General features: G+C 63.0%; 16 protein-coding genes. All 16 read right to left on the bottom strand.

Features of this window, described 5'->3' with window-relative positions; genetic code table 11:
* Nucleotides 1-144: 144 nt before the first annotated feature.
* Nucleotides 145-1695, bottom strand: coding sequence for an amidophosphoribosyltransferase (purF, locus tag AC57B1_RS28710; protein ID WP_091804841.1), 1551 nt, complete (start codon nucleotides 1693-1695; stop codon nucleotides 145-147).
* A 163-nt stretch (nucleotides 1696-1858) separates the two neighbouring features.
* A complete protein-coding gene (locus tag AC57B1_RS28705) occupies nucleotides 1859-2353 on the bottom strand; it encodes a CvpA family protein (RefSeq protein WP_496419387.1) in 495 nt (164 codons plus the stop codon).
* A 7-nt stretch (nucleotides 2354-2360) separates the two neighbouring features.
* On the bottom strand, nucleotides 2361-3281 hold the full coding sequence (locus AC57B1_RS28700) for an SPOR domain-containing protein (protein WP_496419386.1): 921 nt from the start codon (nucleotides 3279-3281) through the stop codon (nucleotides 2361-2363).
* Between the two features lie 29 nt (nucleotides 3282-3310).
* Entirely contained in the window at nucleotides 3311-4621 is a 1311-nt protein-coding gene (folC, locus tag AC57B1_RS28695; RefSeq protein WP_496419385.1) for a bifunctional tetrahydrofolate synthase/dihydrofolate synthase, read from the bottom strand.
* A gap of 314 nt (nucleotides 4622-4935) precedes the next feature.
* The gene (accD, locus tag AC57B1_RS28690) at nucleotides 4936-5808 is read right to left on the bottom strand and encodes an acetyl-CoA carboxylase, carboxyltransferase subunit beta (protein WP_091804851.1); all 873 of its coding nucleotides are present in this window, start codon (nucleotides 5806-5808) and stop codon (nucleotides 4936-4938) included.
* A gap of 81 nt (nucleotides 5809-5889) precedes the next feature.
* Nucleotides 5890-6702 carry a tryptophan synthase subunit alpha gene (gene trpA, locus AC57B1_RS28685; protein WP_496419384.1) on the bottom strand — a complete coding sequence of 271 codons (813 nt, stop codon included), beginning with the start codon at nucleotides 6700-6702 and terminating at the stop codon, nucleotides 5890-5892.
* Nucleotides 6703-6748: 46 nt separating this feature from the next.
* On the bottom strand, nucleotides 6749-7654 hold the full coding sequence (locus AC57B1_RS28680) for a DNA-methyltransferase (RefSeq protein ID WP_091804853.1): 906 nt from the start codon (nucleotides 7652-7654) through the stop codon (nucleotides 6749-6751).
* Between the two features lie 11 nt (nucleotides 7655-7665).
* Complete coding sequence (trpB, locus tag AC57B1_RS28675) at nucleotides 7666-8859, bottom strand: tryptophan synthase subunit beta (protein ID WP_091804856.1); 1194 nt, start codon at nucleotides 8857-8859, stop codon at nucleotides 7666-7668.
* A gap of 60 nt (nucleotides 8860-8919) precedes the next feature.
* Nucleotides 8920-9633, bottom strand: coding sequence for a phosphoribosylanthranilate isomerase (locus tag AC57B1_RS28670; protein ID WP_496419383.1), 714 nt, complete (start codon nucleotides 9631-9633; stop codon nucleotides 8920-8922).
* The gene (truA, locus tag AC57B1_RS28665; RefSeq protein ID WP_408348951.1) at nucleotides 9630-10442 is read right to left on the bottom strand and encodes a tRNA pseudouridine(38-40) synthase TruA; all 813 of its coding nucleotides are present in this window, start codon (nucleotides 10440-10442) and stop codon (nucleotides 9630-9632) included. The genes AC57B1_RS28670 and truA overlap by 4 nt, the downstream gene beginning before the upstream one ends.
* Nucleotides 10439-13015, bottom strand: coding sequence for a FimV/HubP family polar landmark protein (locus AC57B1_RS28660; protein ID WP_496419382.1), 2577 nt, complete (start codon nucleotides 13013-13015; stop codon nucleotides 10439-10441). The genes truA and AC57B1_RS28660 overlap by 4 nt, the downstream gene beginning before the upstream one ends.
* 139 nt (nucleotides 13016-13154) lie before the next feature.
* Nucleotides 13155-14276 (bottom strand): aspartate-semialdehyde dehydrogenase, encoded by a 1122-nt coding sequence (asd, locus tag AC57B1_RS28655; RefSeq protein WP_027805102.1) that lies wholly within the window; start codon nucleotides 14274-14276, stop codon nucleotides 13155-13157.
* Nucleotides 14277-14636: 360 nt separating this feature from the next.
* Nucleotides 14637-15704 (bottom strand): 3-isopropylmalate dehydrogenase, encoded by a 1068-nt coding sequence (leuB, locus tag AC57B1_RS28650; protein ID WP_408183577.1) that lies wholly within the window; start codon nucleotides 15702-15704, stop codon nucleotides 14637-14639.
* Nucleotides 15705-15775: 71 nt separating this feature from the next.
* Nucleotides 15776-16429: a 3-isopropylmalate dehydratase small subunit gene (gene leuD / locus AC57B1_RS28645; protein ID WP_408348957.1), complete on the bottom strand. Its 654-nt coding sequence runs from the start codon at nucleotides 16427-16429 to the stop codon at nucleotides 15776-15778.
* An 87-nt stretch (nucleotides 16430-16516) separates the two neighbouring features.
* On the bottom strand, nucleotides 16517-16675 hold the full coding sequence (locus AC57B1_RS28640; RefSeq protein ID WP_040124161.1) for an entericidin A/B family lipoprotein: 159 nt from the start codon (nucleotides 16673-16675) through the stop codon (nucleotides 16517-16519).
* Between the two features lie 6 nt (nucleotides 16676-16681).
* Complete coding sequence (gene leuC / locus AC57B1_RS28635; protein WP_091804879.1) at nucleotides 16682-18091, bottom strand: 3-isopropylmalate dehydratase large subunit; 1410 nt, start codon at nucleotides 18089-18091, stop codon at nucleotides 16682-16684.
* Nucleotides 18092-18227: the final 136 nt, after the last annotated feature.

The following is an 18227-nucleotide window of genomic DNA, read 5'->3' as shown; positions in this document are numbered from 1 at the left end:
CGGCTTGTCCACCATTCGCTTTAGCTGTTTCGGGTTGCCCCGCGTCCGCAAGCTGAGTTCAAATCGACGCAAGCCATCATGCTAACACGCTCGCGGCGTGGCGTGCAGCGTGCCACGCCGCGAGCGGCATCGTTCAGGCCGCGTTCAACCCACCGACAGTTGCAGATGCAGTTGCGAACGGGCCGGCGCGCCACCGTCGATCGCTTCGCTCGCGGCGTCGCGGTCCGACTGCGACGACGGCGCGAGACGCGCGGTCTCGATGCGGTCGAGGTACTCGGTAGTGACGTCGCCGGTCACGTAGTTGCCGTCGAAACACGACGCTTCGAATTCCTTCAGCGCCGGGTTGATGTCGCGCACCGCTTGCTTCAACGCATCGACGTCCTGATAAACGAGATGGTCCGCGCCGATCATGCGCGCGACTTCGTCGTCCGAGCGGCCGTGGGCGACCAGTTCACCGCGCGTGGGCATGTCGATGCCGTAGACGTTCGGGAACTTCACCGGCGGCGCCGCCGAAGCGAAGATCACCTTGTTCGCGCCGGCGTCGCGCGCCATCTGCACGATTTCGTGCGACGTGGTGCCGCGCACGATCGAGTCGTCGACGATCAGCACGTTCTTGCCCTTGAACTCGATGCCCATGGCGTTCAGCTTCTGGCGCACCGACTTCTTGCGCACAGCCTGGCCCGGCATGATGAAGGTACGGCCGACGTAACGGTTCTTGAAGAAGCCTTCACGGTATTCCACGCCCAGCTTCTTCGCGACCTGCATCGCGGCCGGACGGGACGAATCGGGAATCGGCATCACGACGTCGATTGGAACGTCGGGCAGTTCGCGCTTGATCTTCTCGGCGAGGTAGTCGCCCATGCGCAGGCGCACGTTGTAGACCGGCACGCCGTCGAGCACCGAGTCCGGACGCGCGAGATACACGAGTTCGAAAATGCACGGGTTCAGGCTCGGGTTCGTCGCGCATTGCTGCGAGTGCAGATTACCTTCGATGTCGATAAAAACCGCTTCGCCCGGCGCCACGTCGCGCACGAATTCAAAGCCGATACCTTCGATCGCCACCGATTCCGACGCCAGGATCCACTCGACGCCTTCGGCCGTTTCCTGCTTGCCGAGGCACAGCGGGCGGATGCCGAACGGGTCACGGAAACCCAGCAGGCCGTAGCCCGCGATCAGCGACACGATTGCGTACGAACCGCGCACCCGGCGATGCACGCCCGACACGGCGTTGAACAGCGCGGCCGGATCGAGTTGCAGGCCCGAGCTGGAGAGCTGCAGTTCGTGCGCGAGCACGTTGAGCATCACTTCCGTGTCGGAATTGGTATTGATGTGGCGCCGATCGATGCGGAACATCTCATCTTTCAACTGCTGCCAGTTGGTCAGATTGCCGTTGTGCGCGAGGATGATGCCGAACGGCGCGTTCACGTAGAACGGCTGGGCTTCTTCTTCGCTCGACGCGGAACCAGCGGTCGGGTAGCGGACCTGGCCGATACCGGTCGTGCCGGGCAGGCTGCGCATGTTGCGCGTGCGGAACACGTCGCGCACCATGCCGTTGGCCTTGTGCATGTGGAAATTGCTGCCGTTCGCTGTCGCGATGCCGGCGGCGTCCTGACCGCGATGCTGCAGAAGCAGCAGGCTGTCATAGATCAGCTGATTGACCGGAGAGTGGGAAACTACGCCTACGATGCCGCACATGGCATGTCCTTCAAAGGTACGAAATTCGTCATGGCGACCGCTGCCTGCAACGGAGTCCCCGAGGGGACCTGCTTCGGAGCGTATGCAAGTTACGCGACCGAACGTAACGGCAGCCGGTTTGCGCCGGAGTCCTGCTGCGTTTCCCTCATCACTCGCCTGATCGTCACACTCGGACGTAGGCAGCAAGCGTCTCGGGAAGCAGCGGTTTCATTACGTGCACGCCCTCGACCGCATAGGGCCGAAGCAAGGCGTTGCGCCAGAATTCCTGTTGGGGCAGTTCGGTCAAGCCAGCCAGGGCGACCAGAATCAGCACCAGAATGACCCCGCGCACGAGGCCGAACATCAAACCGAGCGAGCGGTCCACGCCGCTCAAGCCGGTTGCCTGCACGATGCGGCTCAAGAGGGCGTTCAGCACGCTCGCCACCAGCACCACACCGACCACCACCAGCGCGAACGCCAGCAGCCACTGGGTCAACGCGCCGCCCGGCCAACTGGACGGGATAAACGGCACGACGTAACCGACAAAGCGGCAAGCAATGAAAAATGCCGCGATCCAGCCGATCAACCCGAATATCTCGGACAAAAACCCGCGCCATGTGCCGCGCAACGCCGACAAACCGATCACCGCCATTACAGCGTAGTCGAAGGCAGTGAACATCGCCGACTTACTGTGCGGCGCCGCTGTTCGCGCCCGACATCAAGCCGGCCTCGCGAACCTTTGCAATGGCGGCGCTAGCCGCTGCACGGTCGGCGAACGGGCCGGCCCGCAGTAACGTAAGCGTGGAGCCGTCTGCCTGCTTACGATGTTCGGTATATGTGGGCACACCTGTCGCTTTCAACTTGGCAGCCCAGTTTCGCGCGTTGGCGTCGTTCGCGAACGCGCCGAGTTGCACGGCGAAACGGCTGCCGGCCGGCGAAGCTGGCGTGCCGGAATTCGCGTCCGCGCTGGCGGCCGTGTTCGTGTCGTCGGAACTCGTGGCCTGAGCGGTCGGCGCCGGAACGGTCGCGGCGTTATGCGTAACCGGGGGCTTGGCTGGCGCTGCGGGCGCCGCCGGCGTGGTGTTGGCAGCAACGGACGGCGCCTGCGGTTTCGTCGCCGGCTTGACCGCGGAGGCTGCCGCGGCGTTTGCTTCCGCGCTCGATTGTTTCGTGACGCCAGGTTGGGCTTGCTTGGCTGCTGCCGTGGCCGGCGCGAGACCGGATGCGGCGAGTGCTGAGTCTGGCGTGGGATTGTCGGGTGCTACACCGGCCTGCGTGTCTTCCTCGGCTTTGGCGAGCTTCGGCGCGGGACGGCTTGGAATGTCGATGGAGATGTCGTCTGTGACGGGCTTGGGGTGCGAGTCCAGCACCATCGGCAAGATGACGACCGCGGCCACGACCATTGCGATCGCGCCCACCAGGCGGCGACGCGCACGCTGCTTTTCCGGCAACGTAGGGTCGAGCAGCATCGCATCGGCGTCGACGGTGCGCTCCGTGCGGCGGGTTCGCCGCTCCACGCGCTCGCCACGGGCGGCCCGGGTGGAACTGGTATTTGCGCCGCGCCGGTTGGGCGCGTCGTCTTTCTTGCCGAACGAGAAAATTCCCATGAATCGCTTGGTTCGAGCCTGGCGCCCGTTCAGTGTTGCTGCGATTTACGGTAGGCCATGACGCCTGCTACCGTATAGAAACTGCCGAAAACCACGATTCTATCATTCTCTGACGCTCGTTTTAGCGCGTCTTGGAAAGCCTCTGCTGGTGTCGCGTAGCGCGTCACGCTGCTGTCGGCGCCCTCGCCCACGCCCTGCTCGCGCAATGCCGCTTCGAGCTCCTCCGCTGACGCCGCCCGCGGCGTCGGCAAATCGGTCACGCACCAATGGTCGATTTCGCCTTTCAGATGCGCCAGTACACCGGCTATGTCCTTGTCGCGCATTGCGCCGAACACCGCGTACGTGTACGGGAAGAAGCCCATGTTCCCGAGGTTTTGCGTCAGCACGGCGGCCGCATGCGGATTGTGACCGACATCGAGCACAATGGCAGGTTTGCCCGGCAGCACCTGGAAACGCCCGGGCAGTTCTACATTCGCGAGGCCGAGGCGGATGTCCTGGGCCGACACCGGCAAGCGGTCACGCAGCGCTTCGAGACCAGCGAGCGCCGCTGACGTGTTGATCAACTGATTCGCGCCGCGCAGCGCCGGATAGGCCAGCGCTGAACGCCGCATGGTCGGGCCGACGTAGCTCCATTGCTGGCGTTCGCTGCCTGCCTGGCCTTCGTAACGAAAATCGCGGCCGAACAGCCACAATTCCGCGCCGATTTTTTCAGCGTAATCGATCAGCGATTGCGGCGGCACCGGGTCCGCGCAGATCGCCGGCTTGCCCGGCCGGAAAATGCCGGCTTTTTCGAAGGCAATTTTCTCTCGCGTATCGCCGAGATAGTCCGTGTGATCGATATCGATGCTGGTGATGATCGCGCAATCCGTATCGAGGATATTGACCGCGTCGAGACGGCCGCCCAGGCCGACTTCGAAAATCACCGCATCCAGGCCGCGCGAAGCGAACAGGCTCATGATCGCCAACGTCGTGAATTCGAAGTAGGTCAGCGTGACCGGTTCGGCGAGGCTCAGCCGCGCCGTTTCGACGGCCTCGAAGTGCGGCAGCAGATCCGCGTCGCTGGCCATTTCGCCGTTCACCCGCGCGCGTTCGTTAAACGACAGCAGATGCGGTGACGTGTGGCAGCCGACCGTGAACCCAGCGTGCAGCAGAATGGATTCGAGGATCGCGCACGTGGAACCCTTGCCATTCGTGCCGCCGACCGTGATGACCGGGCACGCGAACGACAATTGCATCGCGTCACGCACCTGGGTGATGCGGGCCAGACCCATGTCGATGCCGACCGGATGCGCGGATTCGAGGTGCGTGAGCCACGCGTCGAGGGTGGGGAATGTGGTCATCGGGTGAATCGCGAGTGAATCGATTTGGCAGTATTGCGAATGTGCGCCGCGAGCGGTCGGCTGCGGCTGCGGCTGCGGCTGCGGCTGCGGCTGCGGCTGCGGCTGCGGCCAGAGCCTAGTCTCTGGGGCGGTTTATGCGCGGAAACTCACCGCCTCCGCCGGCCTTCGTCGGCAACCGGCGCTGCGTTGCGAGACCGTGATTATCCCGGAAATGACAGCGCGCCGCTTGATCCCTCACGCGGCGCGCTATTTTTACTGCTTTTTTTGACGGCGGGCGCGCTCGACAAAGCGCGCCACTCCACCGCGCAGCCGGCTTACGCCACCGCGTCAGCCGGCTGATGGCTCAACAGCGCCATCAATTGAGCGATCTCTTCACGCAGCTTGCGGCGGTCGACGATCATGTCGATCGCGCCCTTCGTGAGCAGGAACTCGGCGCGCTGGAAACCTTCCGGCAGCTTCTCGCGCACGGTTTGTTCAATCACGCGCGGGCCGGCAAAGCCGATCAGCGCCTTCGGCTCTGCGATCACCACGTCGCCGAGAAACGCGAAACTGGCCGACACGCCGCCCATGGTCGGATCGGTCAGCACGGAGATGAACGGCAGCTTGGCTTCGGCGAGCTTGGTCAGCATGGCCGTGGTCTTCGCCATTTGCATCAGCGACAACAGGCTTTCCTGCATCCGCGCGCCGCCCGATGCGGTAAAGCAGATGAACGGCACCTTCTGTTCGAGCGCGTTCTGCGCGCCGCGCGCGAAGCGCTCGCCGACCACCGAGCCCATCGAGCCGCCCATGAACGAGAACTCGAAGCAGGCCACCACCACCGGCAGCGTATGAATCGCACCGCCCATGACGACCATTGCGTCGGTTTCGTCGGTGTCGTCCATGGCTTCTTTCAGACGATCCGGATACTTGCGGCTGTCTTTGAACTTGAGCGCGTCGACCGGGACGATTTCCTGGCCGATTTCGTAGCGACCTTCCGGATCGAGCAGGCCGTCGAGCCGCTCACGCGCGCCGATGCGCATGTGATGATCGCACTTCGGGCAAACGTGCAGATTGGCCTCGACGTCGTTGCGGTACAGCACTGCTTCGCACGACGGGCACTTGATCCACAGGCCTTCCGGAATCCCCTTGCGGTTCTTCGGGTCGGTTTGTTTGATTTTCGGCGGCAGCAGTTTATCGAGCCAGCTCATATTGAATCCTTCTGGGGTCTACGATCGCGCAAACGGCGGGACAAGCCCGCCGCTCACACTACAGAAGACAAAAATTAACTGTTATCGGGCAGTCGCGATGCTATCCAGCGCCTCGCGCACCTCCGCGACGAAACGCGTGAGCGTCTCGGCGGCGGTGTCGGGCGCCGCTTGTTCCAGCAATTGCACGATACGGCTGCCGATCACGACGGCATCGGAAACTTCGGCCACCAAACGCGCGGTTTGCGCGTCGCGAATGCCGAAACCGACGCCCACCGGCAAGGGGACGCGCGACTTGATGGCCGGGATTTTACTCGCGATGCTGGAAACGTCCAGATTCGCCGCTCCGGTCACCCCTTTCAACGACACATAATAGACGTAGCCGCTGGCGATTTTGCCGACTTCCGCGATACGCTCGTCGGTGGACGTGGGCGCAAGGAGGAAAATCGGATCGATGCCGGCAGATCGCATCTGTTCGGCGAAGTTAGCACACTCTTCGGGCGGGTAGTCGACAACCAGCACGCCGTCCACGCCAGCTTCCTTGGCGGCCTTTGCGAAAGCCTCGGCCCCCATGCGCTCGATCGGATTCGCGTAGCCCATCAGCACGACGGGCGTCGTGTCATTGGTTTCGCGGAAGCGTTTGACGTCGGCGAGCACGCGGCGCAGCGTCACACCGTGCGCCAATGCGCGCTCCGACGACTGCTGGATCACCGGGCCATCGGCCATCGGGTCCGAAAACGGCACGCCGAGTTCGATCACATCCGCGCCGCCGGCGGCGAGCGCATGCATGAATTCGACCGTACGGGCAGGATCCGGGTCGCCGGCCGTCATAAACGGAATGAGGCCTTTCTTGCTTTGGGCGGACAGCGCAGCAAACGTGTTCTTGATACGGGACATGGAATTTTCTCGAATTGAGTTACTGCGCAGCGTGCTTATTGCACGCTCATTGCACTTCGGTCTGCCGTTGAGTTTTGGCTTTGACCCGGCGCGCCACCGGCGGAGCGGCAGCAGCGCTGACCCGCTCACGCGCGATCGCGCAGTAACTTTCATTGATCTCATAGCCGACGAATTCGCGCTGCTGACGGGCGCAAGCGACTGCGGTGGTGCCGCTGCCCATGAAAGGGTCGAGCACGCGGCCGCCCTTCGGACAACTTGCCAGCACCATCCGCTCGACAATTTCCAGAGGCTTCTGGGTGGGATGCGCGACGCGCTCGGCATGTTGCCGATGCAGACGCGAAACCGACCAGACATCCTTTGGATTATAGCCAACCTCGAGCCACTTACTGCCTTCGAACAACTTACGCGAACGCGCCTTCTTCGTGGCGGCATCGTACGGGATGCGGACGGGATCGAGATCGAAGAAGTAATCCTTCGATACCGCGAAAAAGCCGATGTTGTCGTGCACCGAGGTAAAACGGCGCACCGTTCCGCCCATGCTCGGCACACGCCGGTCCCAGATGATTTCATTGATCATCGTGAGTTTTGTCTTCAGGAAGCTGAAGATTTCCGGGGCGTACTGCCACGTGCAGAAAATGTAGAGCGAACCCGACGGCTTGAGCTTCGGAATAGCCAGCTCGAGCCAGCCACGCGTCCAGGCGAGAAAGTCTTCGCCCGTACGCATGTCGGAGTCGTTGCCGTAATCCTTGCCGAGCCCATAAGGCGGATCGCACAGGATCAGGTCGATCGACCCGTCGGGAATGTTCGCCACATCGGACAGGAAATCGCGGTTCAACAGCTGAATGCCGGCGGGCACCTGCGGCAACAGCAGTGCAGGCGCCTCGGCCGCCGGTACATCGGCGGCCGGCGTGGTTTCAATTGCCGGCTGCGGCTCGTCGAACTCGTCACGCATCGTCGCGGCGCTCAGAACTGAATGCCCGATCGCTCGGCGACCGTATGCATGTCCTTGTCGCCGCGGCCCGACAGATTGACCAGAAGGTATTTATCCTTCGGCAACGTCGGCGCGAGTTTTGCGGCATAGGCCAGCGCATGGCTGGATTCCAGCGCCGGAATAATGCCCTCGATGCGGCAGCAGTCGTGAAACGCTTTGAGCGCTTCTTCGTCGGTGATGCCGACATATTCCGCGCGCTTGCTCTCTTTTAACCACGCGTGCTCAGGACCGACGCCCGGATAATCGAGGCCCGCCGACACCGAATGCGTCTCGATGATCTGCCCATCTTCATCCTGAAGCAGGTAGGTGCGGTTGCCGTGCAGGACGCCGGGACTTCCGCCAATCAGCGAAGCAGCGTGGCGGCCGGTTTCGATGCCGTCGCCGGCCGCTTCCACCCCGATCAATTTCACCGATGTGTCGTCGATATACGGGTAAAAGATACCCATAGCGTTCGAACCGCCGCCAACACACGCGATCACGGCGTCCGGCTGACGGCCGACCAATGCAGGCATTTGAACCTTGCATTCGTCGCCGATCACGCGCTGGAAGTCGCGCACCATCATCGGATACGGGTGCGGACCTGCCACCGTGCCGATAATGTAGAACGTGTCTTCGACGTTCGTCACCCAATCGCGCATGGCTTCGTTCAACGCGTCTTTCAGCGTGCGCGAGCCGGATTCGACTGGCACGACGGTCGCGCCGAGCAACTTCATACGGTAGACGTTGGCGGCCTGGCGGCGCACGTCTTCTACTCCCATGTAGACCACGCATTCCATGCCGAAACGCGCGGCGATGGTGGCCGTGGCTACGCCGTGCTGGCCGGCGCCGGTTTCCGCGATCACGCGCGGTTTGCCCATGCGCTTGGCGAGCAGCGCCTGGCCGATCACGTTGTTGATCTTGTGCGCGCCGGTGTGATTCAGATCCTCACGCTTGAAGAAAATCTGCGCGCCGCCGAGCATCTCGCTCCAGCGCTGGGCGTGATAAATCGGCGAAGGACGGCCGACGAAATACTTCAGTTCGCGCTCGTATTCGGCGACGAAGTCGGGGTCTTTCTGGTATTTCTCGTAGGCTTCGCGCAATTCGTCGAGCGCGTGAACCAGCGTTTCAGCGACGAACGAGCCGCCAAATTGGCCGAAATGGCCTCTTTCGTCAGGCAAGTTATACATGGTGATCACTCTTCTCAGTGTGGCGCGCGGCTCTCGTGCGAGAGCATCGCAGCGCCGGAATCATTCAGCGTCCGCTGCGCGCACTGCGCGTACGAACGCCGCCATCCGGGCGTGATCTTTCACACCCTTGGCGCCCGGCGTTTCGATGCCGCTCGAGACATCGACCGCATACGGGCGCACGCGATGGATCGCATCACTGACGTTTTGCGCGCTCAACCCACCACTCAAAACGGCCCGACGCGCGAGCCCTGCTGGAATAAGTGACCAATCGAAGACCTTCCCGCCGCCGCCGTATCCTTCGACATGGGTGTCGAACAGAAGGCCGCTGGCTGCTGAATAGCTAAGAGCCGATTTTACCAAATCGGCCGGCTGAGTATCCGCCGCAACACGTAACGCACGCAACCAAGGCAAACCCGCAACGCCGGCAAGCGATTCGCACTGCTCCGCGGTCTCGTCGCCGTGAAACTGCAAGAGCGTGAGCCCGACGTTGCTCACCACTTCGCGAATCCAGTCCGGCGTAGCGTTGACGAACAGGCCGACCACCGAGACGAACGGCGGCACGTCGTGCACCAGCTCGACGGCCTGCGCGATGCTGACCGAACGCGGGCTCGGCGGGTAAAACACGAGGCCGATCGCATCGGCGCCGAGGTTGATCGCGTGGGCCACGTCGTCCGGTTTCGACAGGCCGCACAGCTTGATGCGCGTGCGATGCGGCATGGCCTGCTGGTCCGCACCGGTATTGGATTCGTTCGCGAAGTTTTCAGTTGATTTCATGTTTGCGCCTGCTCGGTCCATACGGTACTCCACGGCACGCTGCCCGTCTGCGGCGCGGGCACGGCGAATTGCTCAGGATAGCCCACCTGCGCCAGATACAAGCCGTCGGGCATGAAGGTCGGTGCGGCGACCTCGCGATCGCGGCTCGCCAGCACCTCGGCCATCCATTCGACCGGGCGACGGCCACGGCCGATGTAGACGAGACAGCCCATCAGGTTGCGCACCATATGGTGCAGGAACGCGTTCGCCCGAAAACGGAAATGGACGAAGTCGCCCTGCTGCTGCACGTCGATCTGATACAAATGCTTGACCGGCGTTTTCGACTGACATTGCGACGAGCGGAACGCCGAAAAGTCGTGTTCGCCGATCAGATGAGCGGCGGCGGCCCGCATCGCGTCGACGTCGAGCGCCGCATGCACCCAGCCGGCGCGCGTCGCCAGCATCGGCGAGCGCACCGGATGGACGTAAAGCACGTAGTAATAGGTCCGCTCGAATGCCGAGAAACGTGCGTGGAACTCGTCTGGCATCGGCTTGGCCCACTGCACCGAGATCGTCTTCGGCAGAAACGAGTTGGTGCCGCGAACCCAGGAAACGTCCGCACGGTCGAGTTCGGTATCGAAATGCACGACCTGGCCGAGGCCATGCACTCCCGTATCGGTCCGGCCCGCAACCACGGTGGGCACCGGCGTTTGCGCGAACTCGCGCAGCGCCCGTTCGAGCTCGTCCTGGACGGTGTTGCCATGCGGTTGCGACTGCCAACCGCAGAATGCCGAACCGTCGTATTGGACGCCTAGAGCGATACGCTTCACGACAACGGGGCGAGCGTCGAGAGCAACGCGCGGGCCTCGGTGCGCGTACCCGGATCGTTCGCCTCGATCACTTCGTTGATGAGCGCGCGCGCGCCGGACAGATCGCCGAGTTCGATGTACTCGGCAGCCAGATCGAGCTTGTTGCGGGCGATGCGGGTGAGATCGGCCGGCGTGAATGCCGGCAACGGCTCGGCCGGGCTGGGCGGCAACTCGAGGTCGAAATCGAGCTTCAGCGCGCCGAAGCCGGACGCACCGAAGCCGGCGCCGAAACCGGCGCCCAAGCCGGCGACGGACGCGTGACCTGCGGTACCGGCTGCGATCTCATCGGCGACGTGCGGTGTGTCGTTCGGGTGGTGCTCGGCGGCGGACTGTTTCGCCGTGGCTTCCGGCGATGCCACCGGTTGCGTCGACAGCGAAGCGGGGGCATGCACGCGGTCAGCGGATGACTCGACGCGCGGTGGCAACGGCATGTCGAGGCTGCCGAAGGCATCGACGGCATCGCGCGGAAACTCGGTCGGCACCGACGGCGCGTGCTCAGTCTGCGCCGATTGATGCAGTTCGACCGACGGTTCCTGCGGTTCGGCGGGCACATCGTCCCATTGCAAACGATGAACGGGTTCCTCGTGCGGGAAGGCTTCGTCGAGGGGCTCGGGCGGCGCCAGCGGCAGTGCCTCGGCGCCGAGTTCCGCGGCGGCGGCAAGGCTCGCGGCCATGGTCGCGTCATCGAAGTGATCGAGCGGGGGCGCAGGAAGGGGTTCGGGCGCGAAATCGCTCTGAGCGGACGGCGCGCTGTTCGGCTCGACGTGCGCGGATTCGGCGGATGCCGATGTTGTGTCGTGTTCGTGCCAGACGTGCTGGGGTGCGATGGGGTCTTGTGCGGGTGACGCTGCGTGGTTGGTGGATGCGTGGCTCGATGCGGATTGTTCAGTTGCTGCGCGGTCTGCCGCTGCGTGTTCGGCTGCTGCGTGTTCGGCTGCTGCGTGTTCGGCTGCCGCTTGTTCGGCAGCTGCCGCTTGCTCTGCCGCTGCCGGTTCTGCGGCTGCATGATCTGCGGCTGCACGGTCTGCTGCGGCCTGTTCTGCGGCTGCGGGCTCTGCCGCGGCCCGCTCTGCGGCCACACGTTCCGCCGCGCCCTTTTCTGCGGCCATACGTTCCGCCGCAGCCTTTTCTGCGGCTGCGCGTGCCAAAGCCTGCTCTTCCGCCTCCCGCGCCGCAGCCCGGCGAATTTCCGCGTCGCGTTCTGCTGCTACTCGCTCCGCCATCTCACGCGCCGCCGCGTCACCTTCCGCGGCCTCACGTTCAGTCGCCGCCAGCGCCGCCGCATTTCGGGCCGCCACCTCGTCGTCCGCGTCCGGCGTTTCGTGTACCGACGGAGTCTGCGCGCGCGCCTCAACAACCTCCTGCGGGCCCACTGACCGCCCGGACGCCGCCAAATCGCTCCCCTCCGACGCGGCTTCAGCCGCAGCGGCGCGCTCGCGCTTCCGGCGCCCCATACGCAACGCCGCGAGCAGCGCAACCAGCGCCGCACCAACCGCAGCCGCCACGCTCAGTTCCGTCTGCGACATGCCGACATCTTTCGACGTCGAAGCTGCCGGCGTAACGGCGTGACCGGGCGCAGCCGCCACCGAGGACGCGCCGGGCGCCGACGGCGCGACGCTGTTCGACGCGCCGCCCTTAACCGCCGGCGTACCGCCAATGCCATGCTTCTGCAATTCCATCAGCACGCGGTTTTTCAATGCGAGCAATTGCTGCAAACTCGAGACTTGCACACGCGGCTGCGAAGCCGGTTGTGCGGCGCTCGCCCCGCCAATTGTTCCGGCGCCAGCCGCCGAGGCGCCTTCAACAGGCTCGCTAGCTGAGGGCTGAATCGAGCCGGTCCATTCATGAGCGGTGCTGGCCGGCGATACTGCTGCCTGCGATCCGGCGATCGGCGCAGAGGACGCCGTACCGCCCGCCGTCGCAGAGCTTGCCTCGGCAACTGCACTGGCCGGCGCCGACATGGCAGGAGTGGCTGTCGTCGCAGACACGGCAGGGACGGCTGGCGTCGCCGCGCGAGCCGCGGCGCTTGCAGCGCTTGCCGCACTTACCGCCGCCGCATTGACCTGCGCGACGCCGCTCGCCGCAACTGTGCTCGGTGTCGAAGCGGGCGCAGCTGCTGCAGAACCAGCCGACGCAACACCCGCCGACGACGCAGCCAGCGCCCCCGAGGCGTCCAGCGCCGGCACCGTCAACACCGCACCCACGCGCATCCGGCTCGGGTCATGGCTCATGAAGGCGTTAGGATTCGCCTCGAACAGCGCGCGCGAGGCGCGTGCGAGGGTCGCCCGGTCGTGCGACTGCGTGACGGCAATCGCCACGTCGTTCAGCGACTGCCCTGGACGAACCGTGAATTGACCACCGTTCGCGTAGGAAACGGAGGCCGCGTCCGGCGCGCTCGCGGCGTCGCCCGGCGCAGCGACCGCGCTGCCCACGGCGGCGCTACCCAGCGCGAGAGCCAAAGCGGCGGCGGCCGTCAGTCGGCGCGCACCTTGATGAACGAACATAGCCCGAAGGGATGAGAGTCGAAGGTTCATCGGGACTCCTGGCGCGTCAGCGCGCAGCCCTTTTTTGCGGTTGGAGAAAGACAAGATAATCGGAGCACACAATGAAAAAAGCGCCGCGCAAGCGCGACGCTTCTTGAGTTTTCTACGCGTCGTGAGCGCGTAGTTTACTTTACTTGTCGAGCACAATGCGAAGCATGCGACGCAGCGGTTCCGCAGCACCCCACAGCAGCTGATCCCCGACCGTGAAAGCGGACAGATATTCGCCGCCCATCGCCAGTTTGCGTACGCGGCCGACCGGCACCGTCAGCGTACCCGTCACGACCGCCGGGGACAGATCGCGCATCGACGCTTCACGTTCGTTCGGCACCACCTTAACCCAGTCGTTGCCCGACGCGAGGATGCTGTTCACCTCGTCCAGCGGCACGTCCTTGTTCAGCTTGATGGTCAGCGCCTGCGAGTGGCAACGCATTGCGCCGATCCGCACGCACAGGCCGTCGACCGGAATCGAACCCGGCGTGCCCATGGCCGGCTTGCCGAGAATCTTGTTGGTTTCAGCGCCACCCTTCCATTCTTCTTTCGACATGCCGTTGCCGAGATCCTTGTCGATCCACGGAATCAGCGAGCCGGCGAGCGGCACGCCGAAGTTGTCGGTCGGCATGCGGTCGCTGTTCATCGCGCTCAAAACGCGACGGTCGATATCGAGAATCGCCGACGACGGATCAGCCAGATCTTCCTTCGCCGCACCGTACAGCGTGCCCATTTGCTGCAGCAGCTCGCGCATGTTTTGCGCGCCCGCGCCCGAAGCGGCCTGATACGTCATGGCCGTCATCCAGTCGACGAGGTTTTCGCGGAACAAGCCGCCGAGCGCCATCAGCATCAGGCTAACGGTGCAATTGCCGCCGATGAAATTCTTCTGGCCCTTGACCAGCGCGTTCTTGATCACGTCGAGGTTGACCGGATCGAGAATGATGACCGCGTCGTCCTTCATGCGCAGCGACGAAGCCGCGTCGATCCAGTAACCGTTCCAGCCCGCCGCGCGCAGCTTCGGGAAGACTTCGTTCGTGTAGTCGCCACCCTGGCACGAGATGATCGCTTCGCACTTCTTCAGGTCTTCGATGCTTGTCGCATCTTTGAGCTTGGTCTCGTTTTTGGCGAACGACGGCGCGTTGCCGCCCGCGTTGCTGGTGCTGAAAAACACCGGTTCGATAAGATCGAAATCGCCTTCCTGCTGCATACGTTGCATCAGGACGCTGCCGACCATGCCGCGCCAACCTACGAGACCTACGTTCATGACTTCATACCCTTCGAATGGAAACTTCCCCGCATCTTTGCCCGCAGTGACCGCGCGGGGAAGATGAGCGGGCACGACGGACGATCAGCGCTTCGTGATCGTTTTCGGGGTAATCGTTTTAATGGAAACTTTGGCGGTAATGGCGAGCTCAACCACACGGGCCGTTTTGCCGTGCAGTGTCGAAATCGAGGAGATTTGAGCTGTGTGCGCCATCGCTACAATATACACGAAAACCGGAATCTGGCGACGTCAATGTCCGCCGCTGTCGCCCGTATTACGCGCGAATCGGCCTCATTCGAGGCCAATTCGCGTTTTAAAGGCCGTTTGACGACCTGACTTCTGCTTGCTTCGCGCGCTTTTTTACAGTGCTGCGACGACCGCGTCGCCCATGGCAACGGTGCCGACCTGCTTGCAACCCGGCGTGAGAATGTCGCCGGTGCGGAAGCCCTGTTCGAGCACCTTTTTCACGGCATTTTCGATGCGATCGGCTTGCTCGGCCTTATTCAACGAATAGCGCAGCATCATGGCAGCCGACAGGATGGTAGCCAGCGGATTCGCGACGCCCTTGCCGGCGATGTCCGGTGCCGAACCATGCGACGGCTCGTACAAGCCCTTGTTGTTCTTGTCGAGCGAGGCCGACGGCAGCATGCCGATCGAGCCCGTCAGCATGGCCGCTTCGTCGGAGAGAATGTCGCCGAACATGTTGCCGGTAACAACCACGTCGAACGCCTTCGGCGCCTTGACCAACTGCATTGCCGCGTTGTCGACGTACATGTGCGACAGTTCGACGTCCGCGTATTCCTTCGAAACGTCGATCATCACATCACGCCAGAACTGCGAGGTTTCAAGCACGTTCGCCTTGTCCACGCTCGTCAGCTTCTTCTGACGCTTTTGCGCTGCCTGAAACGCGACGTGCGCAATGCGGCGCACTTCGGGTTCCGAATAACGCATCGTGTCGAAACCTTCCTTGGCGCCTTCGAACAGGCCGTCGGGCGACGAACGCACGCCGCGCGGCGCGCCGAAATAGATGTCGCCGTTCAGCTCGCGCACGATCAGGATGTCGAGGCCCGAGACGATCTCTTCTTTCAGCGACGATGCGCCGGTGAGCTGCGGATAGCAGATTGCCGGGCGGAAGTTCGCGAACAGTTGCAGATGTTTGCGCAGACCTAGAATGGCCTGCTCCGGGCGCAGCGCGCGTTCGAGCGAGTCGTACTTCCAGTCGCCAACGGCGCCGAACAGGATCGCGTCGGCTTCTTTTGCCAGCGCCAGCGTCGAATCAGGCAGCGGATGGCCCTTCGCTTCGTAGCCCGCGCCGCCAACCGGCGCTTCTTCGAGTTCGAATTTCTCGCCGAGTACATTCAGGACCTTGACGGCTTCCTTGACGATTTCGGGACCAATGCCGTCGCCCGGCAACACTGCGATCTTCATGCGAATTCCTTGAGATTTTCTTCGAGACTTTTGAGCTTGAATCCGTAAGCGGGTGCTACGCCCTTACGCCTTCAACCGACGATTCGGTGCGCGAGCCACGGCTGCTTCGCGATCCGCTCTGCTTCGAACTGGCGAATCTTGTCCGCGTGGCGCAGCGTGAGGCCGATGTCGTCGAAGCCGTTCAGCAGGCAGTACTTGCGGAACGCCGCGACTTCGAACGGATACTCCGTGCCGCCGTCCGACGTGCGCACGACTTGCGCTTCGAGATCGACCGTCAGCTTGAAGCCGTTGAACGCATACGTTTCGTTGAACAGGTGATCGACTTGCTGTTCGGTCAGCACGATCGGCAACACGCCGTTCTTGAAGCAGTTGTTATAGAAAATGTCGGCGAAGCTCGGCGCGATCAGCGCGCGAAAACCGTATTGCTCCAATGCCCACGGCGCGTGCTCGCGCGAGCTGCCGCAGCCGAAATTCTTACGCGCCAGCAGTATCGACGCGCCTTGATAACGTGGCTGATTCAGTACGAAATCCGGGTTCAGCGGACGCTTCGAATTATCCTGACCCGGCTCGCCGTGGTCGAGGTAGCGCCATTCGTCGAATGCGTTCGGGCCGAAACCCGTGCGCTTGATCGACTTCAGGAATTGCTTCGGAATGATCGCGTCCGTGTCGACGTTCTCGCGATCGAGCGGCGCCACGACGCCGGTGTGTACGATGAATTTATCCATGACGCTTGGCACCTGTTTCAAGACCGGGCGATGCGCGCGGCGGCCGCAAAGCCGCTCGGCGCATGGCCGGCAAAAATCAAAAACCGCTTATTTATCAGCGTGATTGCTGATCGAATTGCCGAGGTGCGACATGTCCTCGCCGAATCCGTGCACCGTGTTGCAACCGGCTAGACCGAGCAATAGCCCAGCCAGGGAACCGAGCGCGAAGCGACGCAATAGAGTGGTGCGATTCATGTTCTTCATCATGCGTATTTATCCAAGCTTGCGAATATCGACGAAATGCCCTTCGATGGCCGCGGCCGCAGCCATCGCGGGGCTCACGAGGTGGGTACGCCCACCGGCGCCCTGACGACCTTCGAAATTACGATTCGACGTGGACGCACAACGCTCGCCCGGCTCCAACCGGTCGGCGTTCATGGCGAGACACATCGAGCAACCTGGTTCACGCCATTCGAACCCGGCGTCGGTAAAGACCTTGTCGAGGCCTTCACGTTCCGCCTGTGCCTTCACGAGACCCGAACCCGGCACGACCATGGCCAGACGGATGTTCGGCGCCACGCGGCGGCCCAGTTTCTTCACGACGTAAGCCGCGGCGCGAATGTCTTCAATACGCGCGTTGGTGCACGACCCGATAAAGATTTTATCCGGCTTGATCGATTCGATCGGCGCATTCGGTTCGAGCGCCATGTATTTCAGCGCGCGCTCCATGGCGTCGCGCTTGACCGGATCTTTTTCACGGTCCGGATCCGGCACGCGGCCGTCTACGGCCGTGACCATTTCGGGCGACGTGCCCCACGTGACTTGCGGCACGATATCCGCGGCGTTCAGTTCGACCACGCGATCGAAGTGCGCGCCCTCGTCCGTCTTGAACTGCTTCCAATACTCGACCGCGTGATCCCACTCCACGCCTTCCGGCGAGAACGGGCGGCCTTTCAGATACTCGATGGTGGTGTCGTCGACCGCGACCATGCCGGCGCGCGCGCCCGCCTCGATTGCCATGTTGCAGACCGTCATGCGGCCTTCCATGGAAAGCGCGCGGATGGTCGAGCCGCCGAATTCGATCGCGTAGCCGGTGCCGCCTGCCGTACCGATCTTGCCGATGATGGCGAGCACGATGTCTTTCGCGGTACAGCCGCGCGGCAGCGCGCCTTCCACCTTCACCAGCATATTCTTGCTCTTTTTCTGCAAGAGCGTTTGCGTGGCCAGCACGTGCTCGACTTCCGACGTGCCGATGCCGTGCGCGAGCGCACCGAACGCGCCGTGCGTGGACGTGTGCGAATCGCCGCAGACGATCGTCATGCCCGGCAGCGTGGCGCCCTGCTCCGGCCCGATGATGTGCACGATGCCCTGGCGCAGATCGTTCATCTTGAACTGCGTGATGCCGTAGGCGTCGCAGTTCGAATCGAGCGTGTCGACTTGCAGCTTGGAAACCGGATCGGCAATGCCGTGGCTGCGGTCTGTGGTCGGCACGTTGTGGTCCGATACCGCCAGGTTCGCGCTAATGCGCCACACCGGACGCTCAGCCAGCTTCAGACCTTCGAACGCCTGAGGGCTGGTGACTTCGTGCAGCAGGTGACGGTCGATATAGAGAATCGTCGTACCGTCTTCTTCCGAGTGGACCACGTGTGTGTTCCACAATTTGTCGTAGAGAGTCTGTGCCATGGTATGCGGGGTAGTAATGACTGCGGGCTGACCGTGTCGGTCGATTATGCCACGCAGAATCCCGCTTTGGGCCGCTCAATCAGGAAGAAAACCGATAAAAAACAGGGAGTTGGGTGGTAGTGCCGATACCTGTATC

It is taken from the genome of Paraburkholderia sp. BGA-UO-ETr-F21 (assembly GCF_059567925.1).
This window is presented reverse-complemented; position numbering and strand designations above follow the sequence as displayed.